The sequence below is a fragment of the Tychonema sp. LEGE 07196 genome (assembly GCF_963890365.1).
Classification (GTDB): domain Bacteria; phylum Cyanobacteriota; class Cyanobacteriia; order Cyanobacteriales; family Microcoleaceae; genus Microcoleus.
On sequence record NZ_CAWPRX010000064.1, the window covers coordinates 83388 to 106992 of the forward strand.

The window sequence follows — 23605 nt, forward strand, 5'->3', positions numbered from 1 at the left end:
AAATTAGGATTATTGAACCGCGAAGACGCAAAGGACACGAAGGAAGAAGGAAGAAGTAAATAATGTTCTACTGGGAAGAAAGTAAACTAAGTAGAAATTGCACTTTCCCCCAAACACCCCTCACCCTCCCCCCGCTGTGGCACAATCATAAATAAGATAAAACCCTCAAGCCACCATGACCGCAAACCTACCACCCCAATACGACCCCAAAGCCACCGAAACCAAGTGGCAAAAATACTGGGAAGACAATCAAACCTTCAAAGCTGACCCAGAAGCCGGCGGCGAACCTTACTGCGTCGTCATTCCGCCGCCCAACGTCACGGGCAGCCTCCACATGGGACACGCTTTTGAAGAGACGCTGATTGATGTCCTCGTCCGCTATCACCGCATGACTGGACGCAATACCCTGTGGTTGCCGGGAACGGATCATGCTAGCATCGCAGTTCAAACTATTCTCGAAAAACAACTCAAAGCAGAAGGCAAAACTCGCCACGATTTAGGGCGAGAAAAATTCTTAGAACGGGCTTGGGAATGGAAAGCTGAATCTGGCAATACTATTACTAATCAACTCCGCAGTTTGGGCGTGTCTGTCGATTGGTCGCGGGAACGCTTTACGATGGATGAAGGCTTATCTGCTGCGGTTTTAGAAGCTTTTGTCCGTCTGTACGATGAGGGGCTGATTTATCGCGGTAATTACTTGGTGAATTGGTGTCCGGCGAGTCAGTCTGCTGTGTCGGATTTGGAAGTTGACCAGCAGGAAGTTGAAGGGCATTTGTGGCATTTCCGCTATCCTTTGACGGACGGTTCCGGTTATTTGGAGGTGGCGACGACTCGGCCGGAGACGATGTTGGGCGATACTGGCGTTGCTGTGAATCCAGAGGACGATCGCTACAAGCATCTTATCGGTAAAACAGTCACTTTACCGATTCTCGATCGCGAAATTCCGATTTTTGCCGATGAATTAGTCGATCCAACTTTTGGAACTGGCTGTGTCAAGGTGACTCCCGCCCACGATCCGAATGACTTCGAGATGGGTAAGCGCCACAATTTGCCGTTTATTAACATCATGAACAAGGACGGCACTTTAAATGAAAATGCCGGAGAGTTCCAAGGACAAGACCGATTTATTGCCCGCAAAAATGTGGTGAAGCGGTTAGAAACTGACGGATTTTTGGTTAAAATAGAAGATTACAAACATACAGTTCCGTACAGCGAACGCGGCAAAGTTCCGGTCGAACCGTTGATATCAACCCAATGGTTTGTGAAGATAGATCCGCTTTCTCAACGCGCGCTAGAAGCATTGGACAAAAGTAATTCGCCTGTATTTGTTCCTGACAGATGGACAAAGGTTTATCGCGATTGGTTGGTGAAATTGAAAGATTGGTGTATTTCCCGCCAATTGTGGTGGGGACACCAGATTCCGGCTTGGTATGCTGTTAGCGAAACTCACGGCGAAATTACTGACACGACTCCTTTTGTGGTGGCGAAAACTGAAGCTGAGGCTAGGGAAAAAGCTGCGGCTAAATTTGGGCAAGATGTTGAGTTGGTCAGAGATCCAGATGTATTGGATACTTGGTTTTCGTCGGGATTGTGGCCTTTTTCAACTTTGGGATGGCCAAACGAAACTAAGGATTTGGATTTTTACTATCCGACAACTACTCTGGTGACTGGTTTTGATATCATCTTTTTCTGGGTGGCTAGAATGACGATGATGGCCGGACATTTTACGGGAAAGATGCCGTTTGAGACTGTTTATATTCACGGTTTGGTGTTGGATGAAAACGGCCACAAAATGGCTAAGAGTAAAAACAATGGTATTGACCCGCTGTTGTTGATTGCGAAGTACGGGACTGATGCTTTGCGCTACACTTTGGTTAAGGAAGTGATTGGGGCCGGGCAGAATATTCGCATGGAGTACGATCGCAAAACTGATGAATCGAAATCAGTCGAGGCTTCCCGGAATTTCACAAATAAGCTGTGGAATGCGGCCCGGTTTGTGATGATGAATCTGGAGGGACAGACTCCGCAGCAGTTGGGAAGTCCTTACCCCCCCCAGCCCCCCCTTGCTAAGGGGGGGAGTGAGAACTCTTCCCTTGCTGAGGGGGGGAGTGAGAACTCTTCCCTTGCTGAGGGGGGGAGTGAGAACTCTTCCCTTGCTAAGGGGGGGAGTGATGAAGACTCGCTTTCTCAAGATGGGAGAGAAGGCGGTAGTTTGGAATTGTGCGATCGCTGGATTCTTTCTCGCTATTATCAAGTTGTGCAAGAAAGCCGCAATTGTTTGGAAAGTTACGGTTTGGGAGAAGCGGCTAAGAATCTTTACGAGTTTATTTGGGGCGATTTCTGTGACTGGTATATTGAGTTAGTCAAGTCTCGCTTGCAGCCGGATGCTGAACCGAATTCTAAGAAGGTGGCGCAGCAAACTTTTGCTTTTGTGTTGGAAGGAATTTTGAAATTGCTGCATCCTTTTATGCCTCACATTACTGAGGAAATTTGGCACACTTTGACTCAAACTGGTGAAGATGAATGTTTGGCTTTGCAAGCTTATCCTGAAACGGATATCTCCAGGATAAATCCAGAGTTGGAACAGCAGTTTGAGTTGTTATTTGGAACAATTCGCACTATTCGGAATTTGCGGGCTGATACTGATATCAAACCCAGTCTGAAGGTGACGGCGATTTTGCAAAGCGAAAGCGAGAAGGAACGCCAGATTCTCTCGGATGGAAGCGTTTACATCAAAGATTTGGCTAAGGTGGAAAATCTGACTGTTACTGCTAGTTTGGATGCAGAGTCTCCGCTTAATCCCCCCCTTGGCAAGGGGGGGCAGGGGGGGTCAATTGCTGGGGTTGTCGGTACTGTACAAGTATTGATTCCTCTGGCTGGGGTGGTTGATATGGCGGCTTTGCGCGGTAAGTTGGAGAAGAAGTTGGCTAAGATAGAAGGGGAAATTAAGCATACTGCGGCGCGTTTGACTAATCAGAAGTTTGTGGAAAAAGCCGATCCACAAGTTGTTCAGGTGGCGCGGGATGGTTTGGCTGAAGCCGAAAAACAAGCTGAGATTTTGCGCGATCGGCTAAAGTTGTTTTAATAGTTAACGGTTGATTGTTGACAGTTGAAAGTTGACAGCTAAGTTGAGGCGCATCTAAATTCTACAGTCAAGGTAGTATCAGTCTTCTATCTGAGTCCCCATCCTCTCGATCCCCCCTAATCCCCCTTAAAAATGGGGATGCGAGGGGGATCGAGTCTCGGCCACAACCAATAACAAATAACCAATAACAAACAACCAATAACAAACAACCAATAACTAATAACCAATAACTAATAACCAATAACTAATAACCAATAACTAATAACCAATAACTAATAACCTTTATGCTATATTTAGCCCAAGTACAAAAGAAGGATATTTTAGGTGAAATAAGTCTGCAATTACTGGCTTGTCAAAATGCTGATGAGACTTGGGCTATTCTTCCCGAACAAACTGTCTTGAGAGTGCCGCCAAATTGTAATCAAAATGTGTTAAATGAAGGAATGCTAGTATTAGCAGATATTGGCGAAAATCGAAACATTTTGCAGGTTCAAACAGCTACAAACTGGGTGCTAGAATTAGTTGAAAAGTATTTAGCCACAGGCTTTACTCCCGATTTTTGGCAGCAAGAAGCCCAGAAAGCAGAAGAGTGCCGCCAATCTCTCACTTTGCAAAGTCAAGAATTGTCTCGCAGATCGATCGAACTTGAAGCCCGCCGCGAACAAATTCAAAATTTAGAAGCCAAACTCCAGCAGGAAAAACAATTGCTGGAAAGCAAAAATCAGCCCTCCGAAGAGAATTTTGATGCGCCATAACAAAGTCCGCCGGCGCGGACTGATATCGAAGCAATATTGCCGGAGGCTAAAGCACTTTTGACTTTATCCAAGCGGCGGGGAGACACAGCAATTTCTGAGAATTGCTGACATAAGCCCGCTTCTGGAAAACATCGTACTGATTCCGTTCGATCGCATTTAAGATTCTGCTGTACAACATCGTAGCAGCCCAAACTGTCCAGCGGATATCGGGACTCAAAACTTTGATTCCGGGCTCGGCGCTGGCGTATAATTTGCGAGCTCGCTGGATTTGAAACTTCATCAACTCCCGCCAGCGGTTGTCAATCACACCGTTGAATAAATCTTCTTCGGTGTAGTTAAACAGCGCTAAGTCTTCTAAGGGCAGATAAATGCGGCCGCGACGGGCGTCTTCTCCGACATCGCGCAGAATGTTAGTTAACTGCTTGGCTATACCGAGGGCGATTGCTTCTTCCTTGGGAATTTTATTTCCCCAGTGCCAATTCCAGTTGGCAGCCCGGTTCGATTCGTCTACACCCATTACAGACATCGACATCAGCCCGACAGTACCCGCTACTCGATAACAGTAAAGATTGAGCTCTTCAAAAGTTTCGTAGCGGCTGCGGTACAAGTCCATTTGCTGGCCCGCAATCATCTCTCTAAACGGCCCAATGTCGATCGGGAAACGAGACAAGGTATCCACCAAAGCCACGTCGTAATCGTCGTGGGGATGGCCGGCAAACAATGATTCTAGGCGTTTTTCCCACAGATTTAGAGTTTCAGGGGTTGTCGCCTCAGAACCTGGCCCGTCTACGAGTTCGTCGGTGCGGCGGCACCAAACGTAAATCGCCCAGATAGCCCGACGCTTGGCTTCGGGCATGAGTTGAGTGCCTAAATAAAAATTTTTGGCATAACTCGCTGTGACTTGGCGGCACAATTCGTAGGATTCTTCCAAAGAAGCCAGAGTTCTCATGCACTGGAGTTTTGACAGTTGCAGCATCCGAGAATAAGAAATTTAAAGATTAGAACTGACATTCCCCCGTTGAGACAACGGGAGATTCTTTTACGTCTTTAGGAATGACGCATCCGAACCGAGAAACCTGGTTTTTGAACCGAGATTGAGGGTTTTCAGCAAATATTTTGGCTAAAAACCCGGTTTCACGTCGCCCGCGCGCAAATCCCAGTATTTATGAAAAATTCTTAATTTTTCATTGGTTATTGGCCGTTGAAATAGCCTGCGCTGTCAGCTTACCAGAAAGCACAGCACCTTCCATACTCGCAAGATAACGCTGCATTGTATAATCCCCCGTTAGATAGAAATTGCTAATGGGAGTGGTTTGGGTGGGACGGCACTCTTGGCGGCCGGGAGTGGCTTTGTAGACGGAACGTGGGGTTTTGACTACGTGATATTTGAGCAGTTTGGCGGGTTCTGGGATTTGGTCGGGAAAGAGTTTTTCTAACTCGACCATTGTGGCTGCGACGATATCTTCGTCAGATTTGCCTATCCAGTCTTTGGCAGGTGCGAGTACCAGTTCCAGCATGGATTTGTCTGGGTTGGCATATTCGCGGCAGGTGTTGCTCATGTCGGCGTAGACGCTCAGCAAGGGCGATCGCGAGAACAGCAAGTGGTCGATATCTGTCAACTTGCGATCGAACCACAAGTGTACATTAATCACCGGTACACCCTCCAAACCTTCGAGCTTTTTGAAATAACCCATTTCGGCCCAAGGTTTCGGCATCATCAACTTCAGCGGGTCAACCGGCATCGCCGAAACGTAAATATCAGCCGTCAGAACTTCTGACTCTGCCCCCTTGACACCCCGAATCTGGAAACCGCGCACCGTGTTGTCATCATTGAGCAAAAACTCCCCGATGGGTGCATTCAACCGGACTTCGCCACCGCGCTCAGTTATGTAGTCTACCATCGGCTGACACAACCTCTCCGTAGGGGAACCGTCTAAAAAAGCCATTTTCGAGCCTTTTGTCTCTTGCAAGAAGCGGTTGAGGGCTGTCAGCAGAATGGTTGCAGATATTTCGTGGGGGTCGATAAAATTCAGCGCCTTGGACATGGCGATGAATACTTCTTTCTCGACTCTGGGGGGGACGTTTTGCTTTTTGAGCCACTCGGAAAAGGAGTATTTGTCCATTTCTTCAACGTATTTCTGGCCCTGAAGTATCGCCGGAACCAAACCGATGCCGAAACTGATTTTTTCGGCCCAGGTGAGCATATCGTTGTTTCTGAGGATAGCCACAAGGCCGTTGAAGGGAGCCGGAATATTCGGAAAGTCAAAGCGCGAATAGGTTCCGGGTGTTTCCGGCTGATTGAAAATCATCGAGTGCTCTTTCCATTGCAGCCGGTCTTCGATGTCTAGTTCTTTGAATAGTTGGAGCATATTTGGGTATGCACCGAAAAATATGTGGAGGCCGGTTTCGTACCAGTCGCCGTCTGCATCTTTCCAAGCGGCTACTTTGCCGCCGAGTACGTCCCGACTTTCTAGGAGGATGGGGGTGTGGCCCGCATCGGTGAGATATTTTGCACAGGATAACCCTGCTAGGCCGGCTCCGGCGATCGCAACTCGCATTTAATACTACTGCCCTCTGTTCGCTTCGCCTTAATTATACGTTACAACTCGTTACATTTTCCATGCCACGCAACGATGAATCAGAAACCGGGTTTTTCCGACAATCTTGCGCTTTCATCCAAAAACTTGGCAAAAAACCCGGTTTCTCGGCCACGCAACGGCGAATCAGAAACCGGGTTTTTCCGACAATCTTGCGCTTTCATCCAAAAACTTGGCAAAAAACCCGGTTTCTGGGCCACCAACGACGAATCAGAAACCGGGTTTTTCCGACAATCTTTCGGTTTCACCCACAAACTTCGCAAAAAACCCGGTTTCTGGGCCACCAACGGCGAGCACTGCCGTCTCCTCTTCTCTTCTTATTAAGTTTTGCTATCATAAATTATCAAAACAATTGGTTAAAAAAGTTAAATTCATGGCACAAACAATTCAAGCTAGAAATTTTGCACTAAATGATTTGGAAGCTCAATTCAAAATTGAGTGGGTTGAGGATGACCAATTCTTTCGCGAGTGGCAAGACGATCTGCCAGAAATAACTGATGCTGAAAAACAGCGCCTGGATAGAGTGAAAGCAAGCTACAATAATTTGCTAGAACATCCCCCACTCCTCGAAAATACAGTGAAAATGGTGGTGCTGTCTCCGTTTTTGGATTTAGCTGATTTCTATCTTGTTCCTTTTCATGTTACTTCAGAAAAATCTGTAGAAATTATTGACGAAGATGAAGGAATGATTGTCAGGGGACAGTTGGATGTTGTGGCTTTGTTTCAGGAGTTTTGGGTAGTGGCGATCGAGTCCAAGAAAGCTGCGTTTTCTTTGGAGGTCGGGATTCCGCAGTTACTAGCTTATATGTTAGCTAATCTCAGTGCCGATCGACCTACTTACGGATTGTTAATGAATGGGGCAGATTTTCTATTTGTCAAATTAGTTAAGCGACAAACACCGCAGTACGCTTTTTCTCGGAAGTTTTACCTTTTCAATCCGGGGAACGATTTGTACAGTGTGCTGAGTATTTTGAAGCGCCTCGGTGAGTTGAATGTTGGCAATCTGGCTTAGAAGGGGATCGCTCATATACGCGGTTGTACTTCGGTTAAATAAGAAATGAACAGTTAACTAATTAGAAAATCGACAAATTCGTCCCTTCTTACCAATTATTCCTAAGTTCCCTACCATTCTAATCCTTCCGGCAAATCGAGCGAACTATATTCCAAATGTATAACTCGTCGCCGAGACGGAGCGATTGCAGCCGATGAAGAGTGCAATAATAATGGTCGCATGACCAACACGCCACCTTTGGAAACATTACAAGTAATAGCTAATCTATTTTGTTTCCAGATTTGTATTGCTTCAGCACTCATTTGCCCGTATAGGTGAGAACTAGGTAGCACTTTTAACGTTCCATTAGTTTCATTTGCGTCATCTAAATGCAGCCTCAAAGTTAAAATATTTTCCCTTACGAAGATTGGCGGTTGAACGCAAACAATACCTGCTTTTATAGACCAAGTATTAAACCCAGGAACGTTAATTTGTGCGCGCACTGCAATTGTTAAGTCTTGATGCCATGCTACTTTCCAATTTGCTGCCGATGTTTTGTCAAATAAGATGCCGCGTATTATGACTGCTTGTTTGCCCAAAATTGGTTCAACTAATTTTCGCAGACGATCGTCATTAGCTAATCCTCGGATGTTTGGTAGAAGATCTAATATATTTCTAATTCCGCCCGCACTTGGCCCGTGCTTAATTTTTGGTTCAGCAGCATTGACTGCTTCCAATTCTTGGCTGACTCGATCGATTGTATCTGTGTCAATAATATTGGATGCGAGCGCAAAACCACTGCTTGTTATTTGCTCAATATATTCGTTCATAAGCCGATGGAGAGCGTAAGTTATGGGAAAATAAGTTTAGCACTTTTGTTGATAAAACTGTAATGCCATTCAAGTCTGTACTGAAAAATCCTCTGGATCGACTCCCCAATTTACCCAGCGAATCCCTTCTCGTGCTGAGTTAATATCAGGCGGCACTCGCAAAGCGTGAATAAATCCGGTGCTGGGACAAGTCATTTTTAACAGATAAATCGGCTCTACGTCAACGTTTTTATCAATTTTTAATAAAGTGTATTCTTGCCAAGTATTTAATTCAACGGCTGCTAATTGTTCGCAAATGCGATCGTAACCAATTGCTTGAATTAGCACTCGCCGCAGTTCGGCATTTTTTTCTTCTAAAAGCCATTGAGGTTGCCATTCGTGCGGGTGCAGTTTTCCATATTTTTCGGGTAAGGTAACGCCATGATAGGAGTAGACGCTGTATCCGTCGGCAAATTGAATGGCGGGTGCACCTTCGGCGTGAAGGCGGTGTTGGCTGTCGAAGGAGAGGATGCGGGGGCGATCGCAAACCAGGCAAACATCTTCGTTAGCTAAAATAAAGCCACACTCTTTGAATAAACTCTGAATTGTTGCCCATTCTTTAGGATCGTAATCGCAATTTAACACGGAAATATAAAAATCAAAGCCACAGCCAGAATAAACAATTCCCTCTGGTTCCAGTTCAGGTTCAAATAACTGATTGAGTTGGTTTAGCAGTGGACCGTAAAGTTACTCATAGAGTCCCCAATCCAGCCAACCGTGAATTTCATGCGATACTTTCTCCGATCGTTGCTCAGACAGCTTACCTCTTACTTCTGTATATAGTTCTTCATACACTAGACGGTAACAAATAATCTCTATCCACTCTATTGCTCTAAAAACTGCATAAGGACTATCAAAGAACAGGATTTCAGGCCATTTTATCATGCCCATCATATCATAAGCACCTCTTACTGCTTCTGTCGCTTTTTCGCGGTCGAGCGGCTCAGTGGAAAGAGCAATTTTTCGCCACTTTTCTAGATAAACTGGAATTAACGCTTCTGGTTCGGGAGTAAGTTTTTCCATCATCGTTTTCCTCTCAATGAGCAATCTATCTCTCTAAATATTCAGATTTATATGTAAACTGTGTAATTACTCACTCTAGCTTTGATTCCACATCATCCCAATAACTTAAGTATAGTTGAGAATCGTACTCGCTGGCATTACAGCAATTCTTCTCGTTCTTCATATTCCCCTTGTTCTCCCCGCACTAAAGGTTCATCCCGAAAACATCCTAAAGTTCTCTCAAAAAAACCGGGGGGCCAGCCTAAATCTTCCGGTGTTTTAGCCTCAGTTGCCGGTGCTATGCGCTGGAAAACTACAATAACTTCCAAATCTGTATCTTTAATCCCAACGGGGACTTGCAAATGCAACATCCCGTCCGAACCGACGCGCGATCGAACTTTAATACTTTGCATAACTCTGGTCTCCTTAAGTTTGTACTGAAATTCAATCTTGTCAGTCCTAGACGCATCTATGCCAAAGAAACCGGGTTTTTTACCGAATCTGTGGGTGAGTGCGAAAGATTTTCGTCAAAAAACCCGGTTTCTGACCACCCGTGCGTCATTCTACCTCTATATTTAGGATTGGTGTATCTGATTAATTTTGCACGCGAACCCGAGTTAATCCAAAACCAATTAATCGCGCCGGAATATTTCGCAAAATTGGTAACTGCAACAAAGGTGGCGGTGTAAACTGTCGATCGCTATTTAATGCCCCCTTAATAATTCGCTCCTGCATAAAGGACTGAAATGCTTGAATGAGGCGTGTGGGTAACTCCCGCTGTCGCTGCACCTCTGCCAAATCCCACAGATGCACGCGATCGTTTTTCAGGGAGGCGCTGAGTACATTAGCCGCGACGACAGCATCTTGAATCGCATAGTTAATTCCCACACCGCCAACGGGCGACATGACGTGAGCGGCATCCCCAATTAAGAGCAAACCGGGACGATACCAGCGGGGAAGGCGACTCGATTCAACTGACAGAAATGAAATCTGCGACCAATCTTTGAGTTGAGCGACTCTATCTGCAAATTCCGGTGCTAGTTCAGCCACAGATTTTTGCAAATTTTCTATGCCTGAATCGCGCAATTTCTGATAGCTGCCTTTGAGAATTACATAGCCTATTTGCCAGTAATCCAGGCGGTCAATAACCACTAATAAATGACCTCCCGCAGCTCGCCCTCCCACACCGGAATCTTTGACATCGTGGGGACTGCGCGGCAAACGGAACCACAGAACATCCATCGGCGGCGAAGTTTTAATCGGTTCAAAACCTGCTAATTGGCGCAGGCGGGAAAAGCGACCGTCTGCACCGACAGTCAGTGCCGATCGCACTGCATGACATCCCCCATGTCCGCGATAGCGAATTCCGCACACTGCGCCATTTTCTGTAATTATTTCTTGGACGTTAGCTCCCATTATTAGCTGAAAATTGGGGTAGCGCTGCGCTTCGGCGGTGATGAATTCCAGAAACTTGACTTGGGGAAGAATTGTAATGTAAGGGTACTTGGTTTTGAGACTGCTCAAATCTACGAGGGCGGCAGTATTTTCACCTGCTTGGATGGTGAGGCGACGCATTTTGGTATGGGGCAGTTCCAGTAATTTGTCGGCTATTCCCAATTGATCCATAATTTCCATTACTGACGGATGCAGGGTATCGCCGCGAAATTCTCGATCGAAATCTTTGTGTTTTTCTAGCAGCATCACCGGAATGTTTTGCCGCGCTAAAAGCAGTGCTAAAACAGCGCCAGCGGGCCCGCCTCCTACTATGCAGCAGCTTGTTTCCTGCGAGTCAATGACAGAATGAGTTGTAGTGAATTCTGAATTCTCAACCGAGTTGACAGCCATATTTTTCGGCTCCCGCTTGATGAATAAGTTTGCTAATTACTTACATTGTATGGCTTTGCTAGAGAATGGGAGTTATATCCTGTGCGATCGTTTGTAGTGCGGATTTCAGTCCGCCGGCTGTTACGGACTCAAGTCCCTACTACGAACCGTTTCAGCCACGAGTGAGAGAACCGCCCGCAGCCCCGTGGCTCGACAAGGTACAATAAATGCGATCGTACTTGCGCTTATATTTAAAAAGCTAGACACAACGCCACAGGAGACAACGGACGTATGGGAAAAGTAGTTGGCATTGACCTCGGAACGACAAACTCAGTAGTAGCCGTCATGGAAGGCGGCAAACCAGTTGTGATTGCCAACGCAGAAGGGATGCGGACAACTCCTTCGGTGGTTGCTTTCACAAAAGAAGGAGAACGCCTTGTCGGACAGATGGCCAGACGCCAAACTGTTCTCAACCCGCAAAACACCTTTTACGCTGTCAAACGGTACATCGGACGCAAATATACCGAACTGACTCCAGAAGCAAAGCGCGTCCCTTACACAACTCGCCGCGACGACAACGGAAACATCAAAATCAAATGCCCTCGCCTGAAAAAAGATTTTGCCCCAGAGGAAATTGCGGCGATGGTGTTGCGGAAGTTGGCCGACGAAGCCAGCCGCTATCTCGGACAAGAAGTCACGGGGGCTGTAATCACTGTTCCCGCTTATTTCAACGACTCCCAGCGACAGGCGACGCGGGATGCTGGCAGAATTGCCGGACTTGATGTGAAGCGGATTTTAAATGAACCGACGGCGGCTTCTTTGGCCTACGGTTTGGAAAGAAGAGAAAGTCAAACAATCTTAGTTTTTGATTTGGGGGGCGGTACTTTTGATGTATCTATCTTAGACGTGGGAGACGGAGTATTTGAAGTCAAGGCAACTAGCGGCGATACTCAATTGGGCGGCAATGATTTTGACTCCAAAATTGTTGATTGGTTGGCCGAACAATTTTTAGAAAAAGAAGGCGTGGATTTGCGAAAAAACCGCCAAGCTTTGCAGCGGTTGATCGAAGCGGCGGAAAAAGCTAAGATTGAGCTTTCGGGAGTCGGAATTACCGAGATTAATTTGCCGTTTATCGATGCGAATGAAGATGGGCCTTTGCATTTGGAAACGCGACTGACTCGCGGTCAATTTGAAGGGCTGTGCAGCGATTTGGTGCAGCGGATGCGCCGTCCGGTGAAACAAGCTTTGGCTGATGCAAATTTGAATCCTTCTCGGATTGATGAAATTGTGTTGGTCGGCGGTTCGACTCGGATTCCTCTGGTGCAGGAAATTGTTCGCAGTTTGATCGATCGCGAACCGAATCAAAATGTGAATCCCGATGAGGTTGTGGCGGTGGGTGCGGCAATTCAGGCGGGAATTTTGGCGGGGGATGTCCGCGATGTGCTGCTGTTGGACGTGACGCCGCTTTCTCTGGGTTTGGAAACTATCGGCGGGGTGATGAAAAAACTGATTCCTCGGAATACTACTATTCCTGTTAGGCGATCGGACGTTTTTTCCACGGCCGAAAATAACCAAACTGTGGTAGAAGTTCACATCATCCAAGGGGAACGGGAATTAGGTAGAGATAATAAGTCTTTGGGACGGTTCAAACTAAGTGGAATTCCGCCGGCACCGCGAGGGATTCCGCAGGTACAAGTAGCTTTTGATATTGATGCTAACGGGATGCTGTTGGTGACTGCTTTGGACAAAACTACCGGCAGGGAACAAAGCATTACTGTGCAAGGTGCTTCGACGCTTTCTCAGCAGGAAGTGAATCAAATGATTCGCGATGCGGAACAGTTTGCTCAAGCTGATAAATTGCAGCGGGAAAAAGTCGAAAAACGCAATCGTGCTGAAGCTTTGGCTTATCAAGCTGAGCGACAGTTGCGAGAGGTGGCGCTCGATCGCGGAATGCAGTTTGCTCAAAGAAGCCGCCAGCGAATTGAAACCTTAATTCGGGAGTTGCGAGACAGTTTGGAACGCAACGACGAGCGGGGAGTTGACCAAGTTGGTTCGGATTTGCAAGATGCTCTTTACGATTTGAACCGCGAAGTTGCAGCGTTTGCGATGGATGACGATGATGATGATTTCTTTGAGTCTGTGAAGCGCACTTTTACGGGCGACGGTACTAAGCGCCGCAGCGATGACAGCAGCTATTATACCAATGCTAAGCCGTACAGGCGATCGACTGTCGATCCAATTCCCGATCGCCCCTACGATCGCTCCTACGATCGCTCCTACGATCGCTCCTACGATCGCCCGGACGATCGCGATCGTTCATACGATCGCAGAAGCAGCACCAATCGCCCCAGTCGCCCTTATCAAAATCAAAGCGACGATTGGGATGATGACGACGATTGGCTCTAATTGAAGGAAGAAGGAAGAAGGAAGAAGGAAGAAGGAAGAAGGAAGAAGGAAAAGAGCAGGTCTTAATTCTCAGAATATATGACAGCTTTTTTCCTGCAACTTCTCAAAGCTTTTTATTCCCTATACCTAGGACTAAGATTCTTTGAATTAAATTGGAGTTACTATCACAGGTAGGGAGAAAAGTATATTTTATGAGTCATAGAGAGCAATACATTTGGCAGCGGGGTATTTATCTTTGTCAACTTTGCTACGAATTAACCAAATCTTTTCTTCTATCTGAACTATATGGTCTTACCAGTCAAATTCGCCGTGCATCTGTATCAGTACCAGCTAATATTGCTGAGGGATATGGACGTGTTAGCACGAAAGAGTATATTCGATTCTTACAAATAGCTCTTGGTTCACTGCGAGAACTGGATACTCATTTAGTGATTTATGAAAAAGTGGGGTTAGGAACACACGAGCAAATATCACCTGTTGTTAAAGAAGTGGATGAAGTCACACGACTAATTGTCAGCACTATCAATAAACTTCAATCCGAATAAGACCTCTTTAATTCTTCCCTCTTCCTTCTTCCCTCTTTTCACCCGCTCGCGAAGCCGTTATAGCCCTCTTCCATCTCCAAAATTATTCCTTCTTCCTTCTTCCCTCTTCCCTCTTTTTACCCGCTTGCGAAGCCGTTATAGCCCTCTTCCCTCTTCCCTCTTCCCTCTTCCTTCTTCCCTCTTCCTTCTTCCCTCTTCCTTCTTCCTTCTTCCCTCTTCCCTCTTCCTTCTTCCTTCTTCAATTATGCAAAATTTTCGTAATTACTATCAAATACTCGGAGTTCCCAGAGACGCTACGGCTGATGAGATCAAAAAAGCCTATCGCCGACTGGCGAGACAGTTACACCCAGACGTGAATCCGGGTGACAAATTTGCTGAAGATAACTTTAAGGATATTAATGAAGCTTACGATATTCTTTCCGACATCGAAAAGCGAGCTCAATACGATCAGTTTAGTAAATTCTGGAAACAAAAAGGATTTCAAGGGAAACAAGGCGTAAAACTTCCCAACTTCAAAACTTGGGGAAATAACAAAGCTAGCCGCCAAAAACCAGCCGAAGATATCGATTTTAGCGATTACTCGGATTTTAATAAATTTCTCGATCAAGTGCTTGGAAGGCGACGGGAAGTGAGGATGGCGACGGCGAATGATGCACCGCGAGTTCCCGCCTCGGAACCCTGGAGTACGGCTTCTAAGAAAACAAGTTATGTTGCTAATTATCGGGAAGATAGAAGGGATTTTGACGATCGCGAAATGCGACGCGAAACTAGAGAAATAGAAGATCGCGAAATCAGAAGAGACATCGAGGCCAGGCTGACTCTGCCTTTGGAAAGAGCTTATTCCGGCGGTACCGAGCGCATTCGTTTGGATGACGGGCGGTGGATCGAGGTAAATATGCCTGCAGCGATGGTATCGGGCCAGCAAATTCGCCTGCGAAATCAAGGTATTGGCGGCGGCGATTTGTACTTAAAAATCACAGTTTCTCCCCATCCATTTTTTAGCTTAGAAATGTCGGATATTTGCTGCCAATTGCTGCTGACACCCTGCGAAGCGGTGCTTGGTGGAGATGTGGAAGTGCCGACGCTGGATGGCCCGGTGAAGATGAAACTACCGCCGGGAGTCACCTCTGGAAAGCGGTTGCGGATGGCAAATAAAGGCTATCCGACTGGAAATGGCGATCGGGGCGATCAGCTAGTAGAAATTCAGGTGTTAATTCCCAAGGAAATTAGTGAAGAAGAACGGGAATTATACGAAAAATTGCGGCAGATTGAAACTTTTAAACCGCGTCAAGATTTGTCGGTTTAATTCTGTAGTGCGCGCAATGGGTACCTTAAAAATGACAAGGACTCGTTACCAGGCTCTGCCTGGTAATGCTTCTGGGGCGAGGAAGAGCCTCTTTTGACCTCGCTGCTTAGGGAAACAGAGGAGTGTGCGAGATGTTTAACTTATTTAATTTTCGTTCCTTACTACTAATTGTATTGAGCAATCCTCGATAACCTAAGTAAAATTACTGTTGCAATTATTTCTGAATTAGCCGAAAATTAACAACAAGTAATCCTATATCCACTCCGACCAAGAAACCGGAATTTTTACTCAATCTGTCGGCTAAAACTGAATATTTGACCAAAAAACCCGGTTTCTGAACCCCCGTGCGTCCAGGATTAACTAAAGTAATTTTTCGACAATCAGGAGAAGTCTGCCGCCATGACTCAAATGCCGCCCCAATGCAATAATCTGCAAGAGCAAGTTGACACTTTACTGCAACTGCTGCGTCAAGAACCGTCTTTGCGACAACAAGATATTACGGCGGTACAAGCGTCTCTAAAAAAGGCAATTTCTCCTGAATTTGAAATTGTGTTTGCGGGCGCTTTTAGTGCAGGAAAATCGATGTTGATTAATGCTTTGTTAGAGCGAGAATTGCTCTACAGTGCTGAAGGACACGCAACTGGTACTGAGTGTTACATCGCCTATGCTGAATCGGCCCAAAAAGAGCGCGTTGTTCTAACTTTTTCGAGCGAAGTTGAGATTCGCGCTCAAGTTTATGCTCTGTGCGAGCAGTTGAATTTAACTACTGAAATCAATATTAATCAAATAGATGTAGTAAAGATTTTATCTCAGGGATGTTTGATAATCATCGAAAAGGAAGGCGGAGAAAATAAATCGGAGCTAGCCAAACAAGCTAAGGCTTTGATACTGTTGCTAGAAGGTTTTGAAGCTAATCGCGAGCGCATCCAAACTGTCGATAACGCTACTTATTCTATGGAACAGTTTAACTTTTCCAATCTCAAGGAAGCTGCTAGTTATGCGCGGCGCGGTAGCAACAGTGCTGTGCTGAAACGAGTTGAATATTATTGTTGCCATCCACTGCTGAAAGATGGTAATATTATTATCGATACGCCGGGAATTGATGCGCCTGTTAAACAGGATGCGGAATTGACCTACGATAAGATTGAAAGCCCTGATACTTCGGCGGTTGTTTGCGTGTTGAAGGCTGCGTCGTCTGGGGAAATGACGACGGAAGAGACGGAGTTGATGGAGAAAACGCGATCGAATCCGGGAATTCGCGATCGGCTGTTTTACATTTTCAACCGCATTGACGAAACTTGGTACAACACGCAACTGATCCAGCGCTTAGAAAATCTGATTAATTCCGACTTTCGCGACACTACCAGAGTCTATAAAACCAGCGGATTGCTGGGATTTTACGGGAGTTTAATTAGAGGGACAACCGGGCGCGATCGCTTTGGTTTGGATACAATATTTGCCGAAAGTCGCGATCGCCTTGATGCAGACACGAATTCGGGTAACAACAGCGAAAATAGTCAAGACACACCGCAATTTGTCAGCGAATTTAACCGCTACTGTGCGAATTCTGGTAAACTATCTCCCAGCAGATTTCGGATTTCAGTTAATAGCTACGAAACCCCAAATCAAAACTACGTGCGGATTCTTGCAGAACAAGGTCAACCGTTAATCCAGCAATTAATTCAAGATAGCGGTATCGAAGATTTTCGCACAGCCATCACTGATTATCTCACCAAAGAAAAGCGCCCGCAACTGTTCAAAAATCTCGCTGACGATTTAGAAGATTTGTGCATTCAACTGCGGAAACAGTACCAAACAATCCAGCGGAGTTTGGACAGCCAGCCCCGCGAAATTGAAGCGATGAAAGCCCAAGAACTTTTGCGCTTAAATCAAGAATTGCAGCAAGTAGGACAAGACTTTCGGGAACATATCGCCAAAGAAATCAATGAAATGATTATGAATAAATGCGATATTTTTGACATTGATTTTCGACAACTGCAATCTCGGATGATCCGCCGCTTGGATGAATTGTTAGACGGATTTTCGGTAGAGGCGGCTTACGGACGCACTTTGATGACTCATCCCCGCAATGCTACAGCACCTTTAATTGCTGTTTTAGTGGAAGCGCTTTATTATTTAGCGAATCAGTTGGAAGATATTTTAGTAGAGGCTACTAAGTCACTGATTGATAATTATTTCCAGTATCTGAAAGACAGCGTTCGCAAGTCGGAATACTATCGATTGCTTTATCGGTTGTTGGGGAATGATGGGGGAATTGAACAGCAGTTAGAGGAGTTATCGCAGCGGGTTTCTAATGCTTTGGTGAATGCAGCGGGTGTCGAGTGCGATCGCTACGTACGAGAAAGTCCCCGTTTTTACGACGAAGGAACGTTTTCGATTTACCAATTCCGGGAAACATTACAGCAAACATCTCAAGGTTACGATTGCGAAAACATGGTGGACGCGCAACCGGCTATTCGGCAATTGTTGCGGCTAGATTTTGAGCCAAAAGTATCTAGAACTATTCGGCAAACTTTCCGCCAAACTGTCAACCAAACGCTGAAAGAGCATTTGTTACCGATGGCGGAACAGCAAGCTGATGATATTTTGCAGAAATACAGTCAAGCCCGCGATTATTTGGAACAAACTTTAGCACAGGAAGCTGAGGAGAAAATTGCCAAGAATCTGCGGCTGCAAGGGGAGAATGAAGAAAAGATCGAAAAGTACGATCGGGCGGTTTCTGGGATTAATGATTGTTTGCGGGCGATGAAGTTGCACGAGCATTTGTTGCCTGTAATTGTAGAAAACAATAGCGTTGCGGTGGATTTTGACTAATTGTGCTATAATTGCCAGCAAAGAGCGACTTTAATTCTATGAACATTCGCCAAAAACTTCTAACAATAATCGAGCAACTTCCAGATGATAAGTTGGCAATACTTCTCAACCTCGCGCTGTTTTTGACAAGAGGGAAAGAATCTGTTCAACCGATGCTTGAATCTCAAGCTTATCAAGATTGGCTGAGTGCGGAAAATGACATTTATGACGAAATATTTGCCGATGAACTTACGGCGCGGTGATGTAGTGTTGGCTCAAGTGCCAATGCCTTCTAGTCAGCTAACACAGTTTAAACTGCGTCCGGCTGTGATAATTTCGGCAGATAATCTCAACCAAATTCTTGACGATGTGATGGTTGTACCTTGTACCTCTAAGACAACTCGCCCTTTGAGGGTGGCTCAATATTTGATAACAGGAGATGAAATTGCATTAGCTGGTATTAGAGTGGAGTCTGTAGTTAGATGCGAGTCCATTTTTACCCTAAATAAATCAATGATTACTCGCCAACTGGGTTCTCTTTCAACTGAGGCTATAAACCACGTTAATCGCTGTTTAATGGTAGCTTTGGAATTAGAAATAGTAGATTAAATAGGACTTACACGAGGGTGGCAAGAATATGGAAGATAAATTTGATTTTCACAACTGCGGTAATGAGGATGCTTTATCTTTCGGTAACGCAATGCTTAAAGTAGAAAAACTCAAGGAAACAGTAAATGAAGTTTTGCCTGAAAATGGGTTGGGACAGACACTAAATAGTTCGTTAAGCAAACAGAAACTAGATATTAATGTCGGTTTAACTACTGACCTAACACGTTATTTCTATGAAAAATGGTTTGGTGAAGGTATAGATTGTGAAATTCTCAGAGTGGGTGCTCAGGGCTGGAAGAAAGGAAAAATTAAGCTCAAACTCAATGTCACTATAGAATTTTGTCCAGATGAACCAAAAGTTGAAGAAACACCAGAAAACAATCAATTAGAAATTAGCCCTCCAGAATCACCCCTTGACGATTTGCGCCGCCAACTACTAAACTCGGAAAATCAACCGCACAATTCATGACTAAAACCCCAAGAATCCCCATTCCACCCGAAGTCAGAAAATACGTATTTACTCGCAACAAATATCAGTGCCAAAGCTGCGGCCAAACCAAACTAGAAGCAGAACTGACGATCGATCATATCATCCCCCTAGGGCGCGGCGGCAGCAACGACATCAGCAACCTGCAAACCCTCTGCCGCCCCTGCAACCAAAGGAAAACCGACAAACTAGACCCGCGCTTCCGGCGACACTTTGACCTGTGATACAGCATTTTTCAGGTAAGTAGGTACTAGCAGAGATAGAGGACACGGCAGTGCCGTTTCCCTACTGCGATCAATTCTCTCTTCTCTTTCTCTGTGTCCTCTGCGCCCTCTGCGGTTAAAAAATCCTACCATCTATAATACCGATAAGGATCGTCCCCATTCTCAAAATCCGCCTTATAATCCCAGTGATAAAACTCCCGACTCGACCCGTTAAACACAGATCCATCCGCCTTAAAACTAGCCCCTAAATTAGCCAAAATCTGAGCATTTGCCCGAGTTTGCCGCCAGCGAGTAAAACGCAAATAAGTCTTATCATCCGCATTCAAACTGTCCGGGTCAATTTGAGAGAAAATCGCCACACCCTTACCAACTTGTACCCGACTTAACAAACCGTCACCACCGATTTCTCCCCCAGACTTAATCAACCAAGTATCATAAAAAGAGCGCGATCGCAAATCTGAACTGCTAAGCCCCTTCACCTCATCCCAACCCGGAACCGCCAGCGAACCACCGAAATCCTTCGCCTGCTGCAAACCCACGCCCAACGCCGCCACAGGCACTTGACGCGGCAAGAAAAACGCCTTCCCGCCAGCATTCAAATAACCGCGCAAGTCGGCATCTTTCATATTCGCTTCGGCCCCCACAATTGCCAAACCCACATCCTGAGAAAGCGCATTAGCCCGCTGATAAAATACCCCCAAACTGTCCAGCTTTTGGGCATCCTTGTCTCCCCCAATTAAAACAACTTGATCCGGCTTTCCAAGCACCGGAGAAGTCATCCCGTAACTCATAATTTGTTGCACTAACTGCGCCGCCCCACCATCTACAGAATAATGATCTTCCAAATCCAACTCGTTTAAAATCAACCGCCCTTTACCGTAATCCAATTCCATCAGCGGCGAATAAGCTAAATCAAACTCAGATTCCAAAATAGGCCGCCAACCGCTGCGGTGCGGCTTCTCAATAGCAGCGCTGCTGACACCGCCGCGATTTCCCCAATGCCAGCCGTACCAAGGCATACGTGCCGGACTAATTTTTACGCTTGTTTCCATCATATCTGGATAGGCTTCAAGCAGCGTGCTTTCCCCAGTCCAATCGCGCAAATCTTCACCGTCTAAACCGATAACTGCGGGATGGTTGCTATCAACTGGATAAGCGCGGCGGCTGACGTGGGGTGCAACCCGAAAACCCATGTTTTCCAGCCATTCTGGCCCTTGGGGAAATACAATTGCTTTGCCGCCATTGCGTACAAAATTTTCTAAACTTCCAGGCAATTTTTCCCCGCTAGAAAACGCTTCCCTACCGATAATTAGTAGGGGCAATCCCCCCGTGGTTGCCCCTGCATTACCGTTCCACGGCACAAGCTGATGACCTAGCTGTTTTAACATTGCCGATGTTTTGCCGACTGGATCGAAAATTGCCACCTCATCTTTGATTTTGCTTCCATTGGTAAACACCCGGAAAGCGAATTTATCGGAATGCGGGCGATCGCCCACTCGCGCAGTCAAGCGAATTTCGCCGTCAGTCTTGCTGTAAACAGTATTTGGCAATTTTACATCTATTGGGAAGAATAGCGTGGCTGCTGGCTGAATAACTCCTTTCTTTTCGCCTTTTTTTACTTCGTTACCTCCCACCAAAACCCGCCAATCAAATGCAAATTCTTGCGGTGTCCTGGTATCGTTAATTAACACTACTTGCTTGGCAAGTTTTCCGCCTACAAAAAAGTTATGGTCTTTGGCAGTAAATACCGGATTAGCACCAGCTATCCAAGCCAAAGTCGAGCTATTGTTATTCATAATTGCCTCGCCGCCCGGATGAATAGTGTAAGCTTCTGGCTGCAAGTAATTCAAATAATTATTCGAGACTTGCTTCAAATAAACTCCTCGCTGCCCCGCTTGAAATGCCCCCATATCCACCTTATTTCTGCCAGCATCAGAAAGTTCCCAACCGTGTCCGTCATTCCAAGGAATCATCCCTCCAGACATTCCAAAAGTCCGCCAACTCCGCCAAGTATTTGTGCTGAATAACTCCTGCAACTTTTGAAAAGCTGGTGCAAAATCTAAATCATTGTTAAAATGCCAGCTTTTATACTTTTGACCTTTGACAAATTGCTCGGTAATTTTAGCTTTATAAGCCGTACTTTCCAACTCGTAAGCCTGGTTGCCCAAATAAATTGCGGCAAACTCAGTCATCCAAGGTTCGCTGAGAATGGCCTGACTAAAGCCTTGGCGATTTCGCATCATGGTGACGTGCAACGGTGTGCCAAATTCCACTACCATGTAGGGCATTTCTCCGGTTTTGCTCCATTCGGAAATCCACTCTTCTCTCTCTTGCAGGGGAATCATATTTAAATAAGAATTCAGTGCATAAACATCGCCAAAGTTTGCTCCTTGGTGTACCATAACGGGTCTGGTAGGGTCGGCTGATTTAATAGCAGCTAAAGCATCATTGCCGAAGAGAGTCTTGATTGGCATGGGATCTCTGTCCCATTTCCTGAGAGCTCCTTCTATTTTGCTTTTTCCGATTTGGCGGGGATTTTGGTCTTCACTGTTGCCAAAATAATTAGGACTTGTTGCCCACATTAATACTGATGGATGATTGCGGTAACGGCGCATTTCTGTCATCATTCGCGCTTTCCAGCGGTCTCTATACAGGGGGTTTTTCCACTTGCCGTTCCAAGCGATCGGACTAACGTCTAAGGCCGGCACCATAATGGGAAAACCTTTGAGGTCTGCTCTTTCTGATAACAGTTCTCGAAAGTGCCACCGACCCCGTTCGTCGTGATTCCAAGGCCAGGTTTCTGCTATGTTAAAACCTGCTTTCATGTAGCTTTCAATTAATTTGTCAGCAACTTCTACTATGCCGCTTTCCCAAGAACCGTCTGAGTGCAAGATTGGGCGGAGGCGAAACTCTGTGCCGTTGAAGAAAAATTTGCGCCCTTCTATCCAAAATTCGCGGAAGCCGAAAGGTTGGTTGTATTGGGTGTCGATGCCACTGCCTTTTACTTCTAATTGCAGGGTGTAAAGGTTGGGTTTTTCTAGATCCCAAAGACGGGGATTTTGCCAGTCCCACTGTACTTTTACTGTTTGAATTGGTTTGGCTTTGACGGTGGCGCTGCCTATAAATTTTTGTTCTACTTTGCCTTGTTCATCGAGCATTTGGGCGATTAGTTGAACTTGCCCATTTTGGGAAACATCTTTGAGTTCTATATCTAATTTAACTTGCTTTTTTCGGGTGGATGTTTGGACGAATACGTCGCTGACTAGCGGGCCTGGGGGAACGCTGAGGAGTCGCACTTCGCCGATGATTCCCCGCGATTGTAGCTTAGATTTTGTTGTATAGATTTCTGTGGGACTCATAATCACGGCTTTGTCTTTTTCTTCGGAGACTGCCGCGACTAAAATAGATAGGGTGTTGTCACCTGGTTTGACTGCTTTTGTAATCTCAACAGTACCGTAAGGCCATTCGATTTGACCGCAATTAATGCCGTTGACAAAGATTACTGCATCGGTGCTGACTCTGGCTAAGTCAATAAAAATTCGGCGGTTTTTCCAGTTGTCGGGAATGTTGGCTGTTTGTTGGTACCAAGCTTTTGATAGTTGTTCGCGGTTGAAGTTTTCCCAATCTTTGCCACTGCCGCGAGTGATAATTCCGGGTACGGATTGCTTGTTTTCTTTTTGCCAGTCTCCGGGCACCCAGATGGATCCCCAGCTTGGGGAGGCGGGGGGGGTTTGGAGGTTGCCAACTGCGGGGACAAATTGCCACTTTCCGTTGAGATAGATTTGGGATCGTTTGTTGTCGATCGCCCGAATGGCCGCGATGGTAAGATTGGGAAAGCCCATCGACGATATCGCACTGTTACTGACCGAATTGGCATTTTGAAGCGTGTAACCCATGAATCCGAAGACGGTGGCGGCTGCGAAGAATAATCCGATAATTTTTGCCAGCTTGTGATTCACCTTAAGTTTCTCCCAGACATGGGTCGATCGAATTTGTCCCTTCATTTATCATAAGCTGCTGCCTGCATAAATTGGTCGGTTGCGGCGACTGGGGAGAGTGGGAGAGTGGGAGAGTGGGAGAGTGGGAGAGTG

19 protein-coding genes and 1 pseudogene are annotated in these 23605 nt (G+C 45.9%); 12 read left to right on the top strand and 8 right to left on the bottom strand.

All coding sequences use genetic code 11. The annotated features are described in order from the left end of the window. Positions 1-175 precede the first annotated feature (175 nt). Together AACV78_RS08360 and AACV78_RS08365 are read left to right on the top strand one after the other, a co-directional pair. Positions 176-3085, top strand: coding sequence for a valine--tRNA ligase (locus AACV78_RS08360; protein ID WP_194074279.1), 2910 nt, complete (start codon positions 176-178; stop codon positions 3083-3085). 284 nt (positions 3086-3369) lie between these two features. Then, positions 3370-3840, top strand: coding sequence for a hypothetical protein (locus AACV78_RS08365; protein WP_194011641.1), 471 nt, complete (start codon positions 3370-3372; stop codon positions 3838-3840). A gap of 46 nt (positions 3841-3886) precedes the next feature. Here the strand turns inward: AACV78_RS08365 and crtB are convergent, their stop codons facing one another. Together crtB and pds are read right to left on the bottom strand one after the other, a co-directional pair. After that, positions 3887-4816 (bottom strand): 15-cis-phytoene synthase CrtB, encoded by a 930-nt coding sequence (crtB, locus tag AACV78_RS08370; protein WP_194011640.1) that lies wholly within the window; start codon positions 4814-4816, stop codon positions 3887-3889. A gap of 208 nt (positions 4817-5024) precedes the next feature. Further along, positions 5025-6398, bottom strand: coding sequence for a 15-cis-phytoene desaturase (gene pds, locus AACV78_RS08375; protein WP_194011639.1), 1374 nt, complete (start codon positions 6396-6398; stop codon positions 5025-5027). A gap of 412 nt (positions 6399-6810) precedes the next feature. Between pds and AACV78_RS08380 the strand changes: the two genes are divergently transcribed. Further along, positions 6811-7449 (top strand): restriction endonuclease subunit R, encoded by a 639-nt coding sequence (locus AACV78_RS08380; RefSeq protein ID WP_194011638.1) that lies wholly within the window; start codon positions 6811-6813, stop codon positions 7447-7449. Positions 7450-7559: 110 nt separating this feature from the next. Here the strand turns inward: AACV78_RS08380 and AACV78_RS08385 are convergent, their stop codons facing one another. From AACV78_RS08385 to AACV78_RS08405, 4 genes and pseudogenes are all read right to left on the bottom strand, one after another. After that, positions 7560-8258, bottom strand: coding sequence for a phytanoyl-CoA dioxygenase family protein (locus tag AACV78_RS08385; RefSeq protein WP_194011637.1), 699 nt, complete (start codon positions 8256-8258; stop codon positions 7560-7562). Positions 8259-8327: 69 nt separating this feature from the next. Then, positions 8328-9323, bottom strand: a pseudogene (locus AACV78_RS28690) (DUF6745 domain-containing protein). 134 nt (positions 9324-9457) lie between these two features. Further along, positions 9458-9712, bottom strand: coding sequence for a hypothetical protein (locus AACV78_RS08400; RefSeq protein WP_194011636.1), 255 nt, complete (start codon positions 9710-9712; stop codon positions 9458-9460). A gap of 181 nt (positions 9713-9893) precedes the next feature. Next, positions 9894-11144: an FAD-dependent oxidoreductase gene (locus AACV78_RS08405; RefSeq protein ID WP_194011635.1), complete on the bottom strand. Its 1251-nt coding sequence runs from the start codon at positions 11142-11144 to the stop codon at positions 9894-9896. Positions 11145-11414: 270 nt separating this feature from the next. On the opposite strand from AACV78_RS08405, the gene dnaK reads away from it, so the two are divergent. The 3 genes from dnaK to AACV78_RS08420 are packed head-to-tail and all read left to right on the top strand — an operon-like array spanning position 11415 to position 14074. Then, on the top strand, positions 11415-13529 hold the full coding sequence (dnaK, locus tag AACV78_RS08410; RefSeq protein WP_194011634.1) for a molecular chaperone DnaK: 2115 nt from the start codon (positions 11415-11417) through the stop codon (positions 13527-13529). Beyond that, positions 13520-13675 carry a hypothetical protein gene (locus tag AACV78_RS08415; RefSeq protein ID WP_194011633.1) on the top strand — a complete coding sequence of 52 codons (156 nt, stop codon included), beginning with the start codon at positions 13520-13522 and terminating at the stop codon, positions 13673-13675. Before dnaK ends, AACV78_RS08415 begins: the two co-directional genes overlap by 10 nt. Positions 13676-13720: 45 nt before the next feature. Further along, positions 13721-14074, top strand: coding sequence for a four helix bundle protein (locus tag AACV78_RS08420; protein ID WP_194011632.1), 354 nt, complete (start codon positions 13721-13723; stop codon positions 14072-14074). 116 nt (positions 14075-14190) lie between these two features. On the opposite strand, the gene AACV78_RS08425 is transcribed toward AACV78_RS08420, so the two are convergent. Continuing rightward, positions 14191-14316 carry a hypothetical protein gene (locus tag AACV78_RS08425; RefSeq protein WP_255513006.1) on the bottom strand — a complete coding sequence of 42 codons (126 nt, stop codon included), beginning with the start codon at positions 14314-14316 and terminating at the stop codon, positions 14191-14193. 2 nt (positions 14317-14318) lie between these two features. Between AACV78_RS08425 and AACV78_RS08430 the strand changes: the two genes are divergently transcribed. From AACV78_RS08430 to AACV78_RS08455, 6 genes are all read left to right on the top strand, one after another. Beyond that, the gene (locus tag AACV78_RS08430) at positions 14319-15380 is read left to right on the top strand and encodes a DnaJ C-terminal domain-containing protein (RefSeq protein WP_194011631.1); all 1062 of its coding nucleotides are present in this window, start codon (positions 14319-14321) and stop codon (positions 15378-15380) included. Positions 15381-15779: 399 nt separating this feature from the next. Next, positions 15780-18215: a dynamin-like GTPase family protein gene (locus AACV78_RS08435; protein ID WP_194011630.1), complete on the top strand. Its 2436-nt coding sequence runs from the start codon at positions 15780-15782 to the stop codon at positions 18213-18215. A gap of 38 nt (positions 18216-18253) precedes the next feature. Beyond that, positions 18254-18457 carry a hypothetical protein gene (locus AACV78_RS08440; protein ID WP_193972758.1) on the top strand — a complete coding sequence of 68 codons (204 nt, stop codon included), beginning with the start codon at positions 18254-18256 and terminating at the stop codon, positions 18455-18457. Next, positions 18420-18803 carry a type II toxin-antitoxin system PemK/MazF family toxin gene (locus tag AACV78_RS08445; protein WP_228042121.1) on the top strand — a complete coding sequence of 128 codons (384 nt, stop codon included), beginning with the start codon at positions 18420-18422 and terminating at the stop codon, positions 18801-18803. Before AACV78_RS08440 ends, AACV78_RS08445 begins: the two co-directional genes overlap by 38 nt. A 28-nt stretch (positions 18804-18831) precedes the next feature. After that, the gene (locus AACV78_RS08450) at positions 18832-19272 is read left to right on the top strand and encodes a KGK domain-containing protein (protein ID WP_194011629.1); all 441 of its coding nucleotides are present in this window, start codon (positions 18832-18834) and stop codon (positions 19270-19272) included. Further along, on the top strand, positions 19269-19514 hold the full coding sequence (locus AACV78_RS08455; protein WP_194011628.1) for an HNH endonuclease: 246 nt from the start codon (positions 19269-19271) through the stop codon (positions 19512-19514). The genes AACV78_RS08450 and AACV78_RS08455 overlap by 4 nt, the downstream gene beginning before the upstream one ends. A 125-nt stretch (positions 19515-19639) precedes the next feature. Here the strand turns inward: AACV78_RS08455 and AACV78_RS08460 are convergent, their stop codons facing one another. After that, positions 19640-23518 carry a glycoside hydrolase family 2 protein gene (locus tag AACV78_RS08460; RefSeq protein ID WP_228042122.1) on the bottom strand — a complete coding sequence of 1293 codons (3879 nt, stop codon included), beginning with the start codon at positions 23516-23518 and terminating at the stop codon, positions 19640-19642. Positions 23519-23605 lie beyond the last annotated feature (87 nt).

What these genes read in the sequence shown, in the direction of transcription:
- AACV78_RS08360 (WP_194074279.1), top strand. Translation starts at nt 176, where the DNA reads ATGACCGCAAACCTACCACCCCAATACGACCCCAAAGCCACCGAAACC.
- AACV78_RS08365 (WP_194011641.1), top strand. Translation starts at nt 3,370, where the DNA reads ATGCTATATTTAGCCCAAGTACAAAAGAAGGATATTTTAGGTGAAATA.
- crtB (WP_194011640.1), bottom strand. Translation starts at nt 4,816, where the DNA reads ATGCTGCAACTGTCAAAACTCCAGTGCATGAGAACTCTGGCTTCTTTG.
- pds (WP_194011639.1), bottom strand. Translation starts at nt 6,398, where the DNA reads ATGCGAGTTGCGATCGCCGGAGCCGGCCTAGCAGGGTTATCCTGTGCA.
- AACV78_RS08380 (WP_194011638.1), top strand. Translation starts at nt 6,811, where the DNA reads ATGGCACAAACAATTCAAGCTAGAAATTTTGCACTAAATGATTTGGAA.
- AACV78_RS08385 (WP_194011637.1), bottom strand. Translation starts at nt 8,258, where the DNA reads ATGAACGAATATATTGAGCAAATAACAAGCAGTGGTTTTGCGCTCGCA.
- AACV78_RS08400 (WP_194011636.1), bottom strand. Translation starts at nt 9,712, where the DNA reads ATGCAAAGTATTAAAGTTCGATCGCGCGTCGGTTCGGACGGGATGTTG.
- AACV78_RS08405 (WP_194011635.1), bottom strand. Translation starts at nt 11,144, where the DNA reads ATGGCTGTCAACTCGGTTGAGAATTCAGAATTCACTACAACTCATTCT.
- dnaK (WP_194011634.1), top strand. Translation starts at nt 11,415, where the DNA reads ATGGGAAAAGTAGTTGGCATTGACCTCGGAACGACAAACTCAGTAGTA.
- AACV78_RS08420 (WP_194011632.1), top strand. Translation starts at nt 13,721, where the DNA reads ATGAGTCATAGAGAGCAATACATTTGGCAGCGGGGTATTTATCTTTGT.
- AACV78_RS08430 (WP_194011631.1), top strand. Translation starts at nt 14,319, where the DNA reads ATGCAAAATTTTCGTAATTACTATCAAATACTCGGAGTTCCCAGAGAC.
- AACV78_RS08435 (WP_194011630.1), top strand. Translation starts at nt 15,780, where the DNA reads ATGACTCAAATGCCGCCCCAATGCAATAATCTGCAAGAGCAAGTTGAC.
- AACV78_RS08440 (WP_193972758.1), top strand. Translation starts at nt 18,254, where the DNA reads ATGAACATTCGCCAAAAACTTCTAACAATAATCGAGCAACTTCCAGAT.
- AACV78_RS08445 (WP_228042121.1), top strand. Translation starts at nt 18,420, where the DNA reads ATGACGAAATATTTGCCGATGAACTTACGGCGCGGTGATGTAGTGTTG.
- AACV78_RS08450 (WP_194011629.1), top strand. Translation starts at nt 18,832, where the DNA reads ATGGAAGATAAATTTGATTTTCACAACTGCGGTAATGAGGATGCTTTA.
- AACV78_RS08455 (WP_194011628.1), top strand. Translation starts at nt 19,269, where the DNA reads ATGACTAAAACCCCAAGAATCCCCATTCCACCCGAAGTCAGAAAATAC.
- AACV78_RS08460 (WP_228042122.1), bottom strand. Translation starts at nt 23,518, where the DNA reads ATGAAGGGACAAATTCGATCGACCCATGTCTGGGAGAAACTTAAGGTG.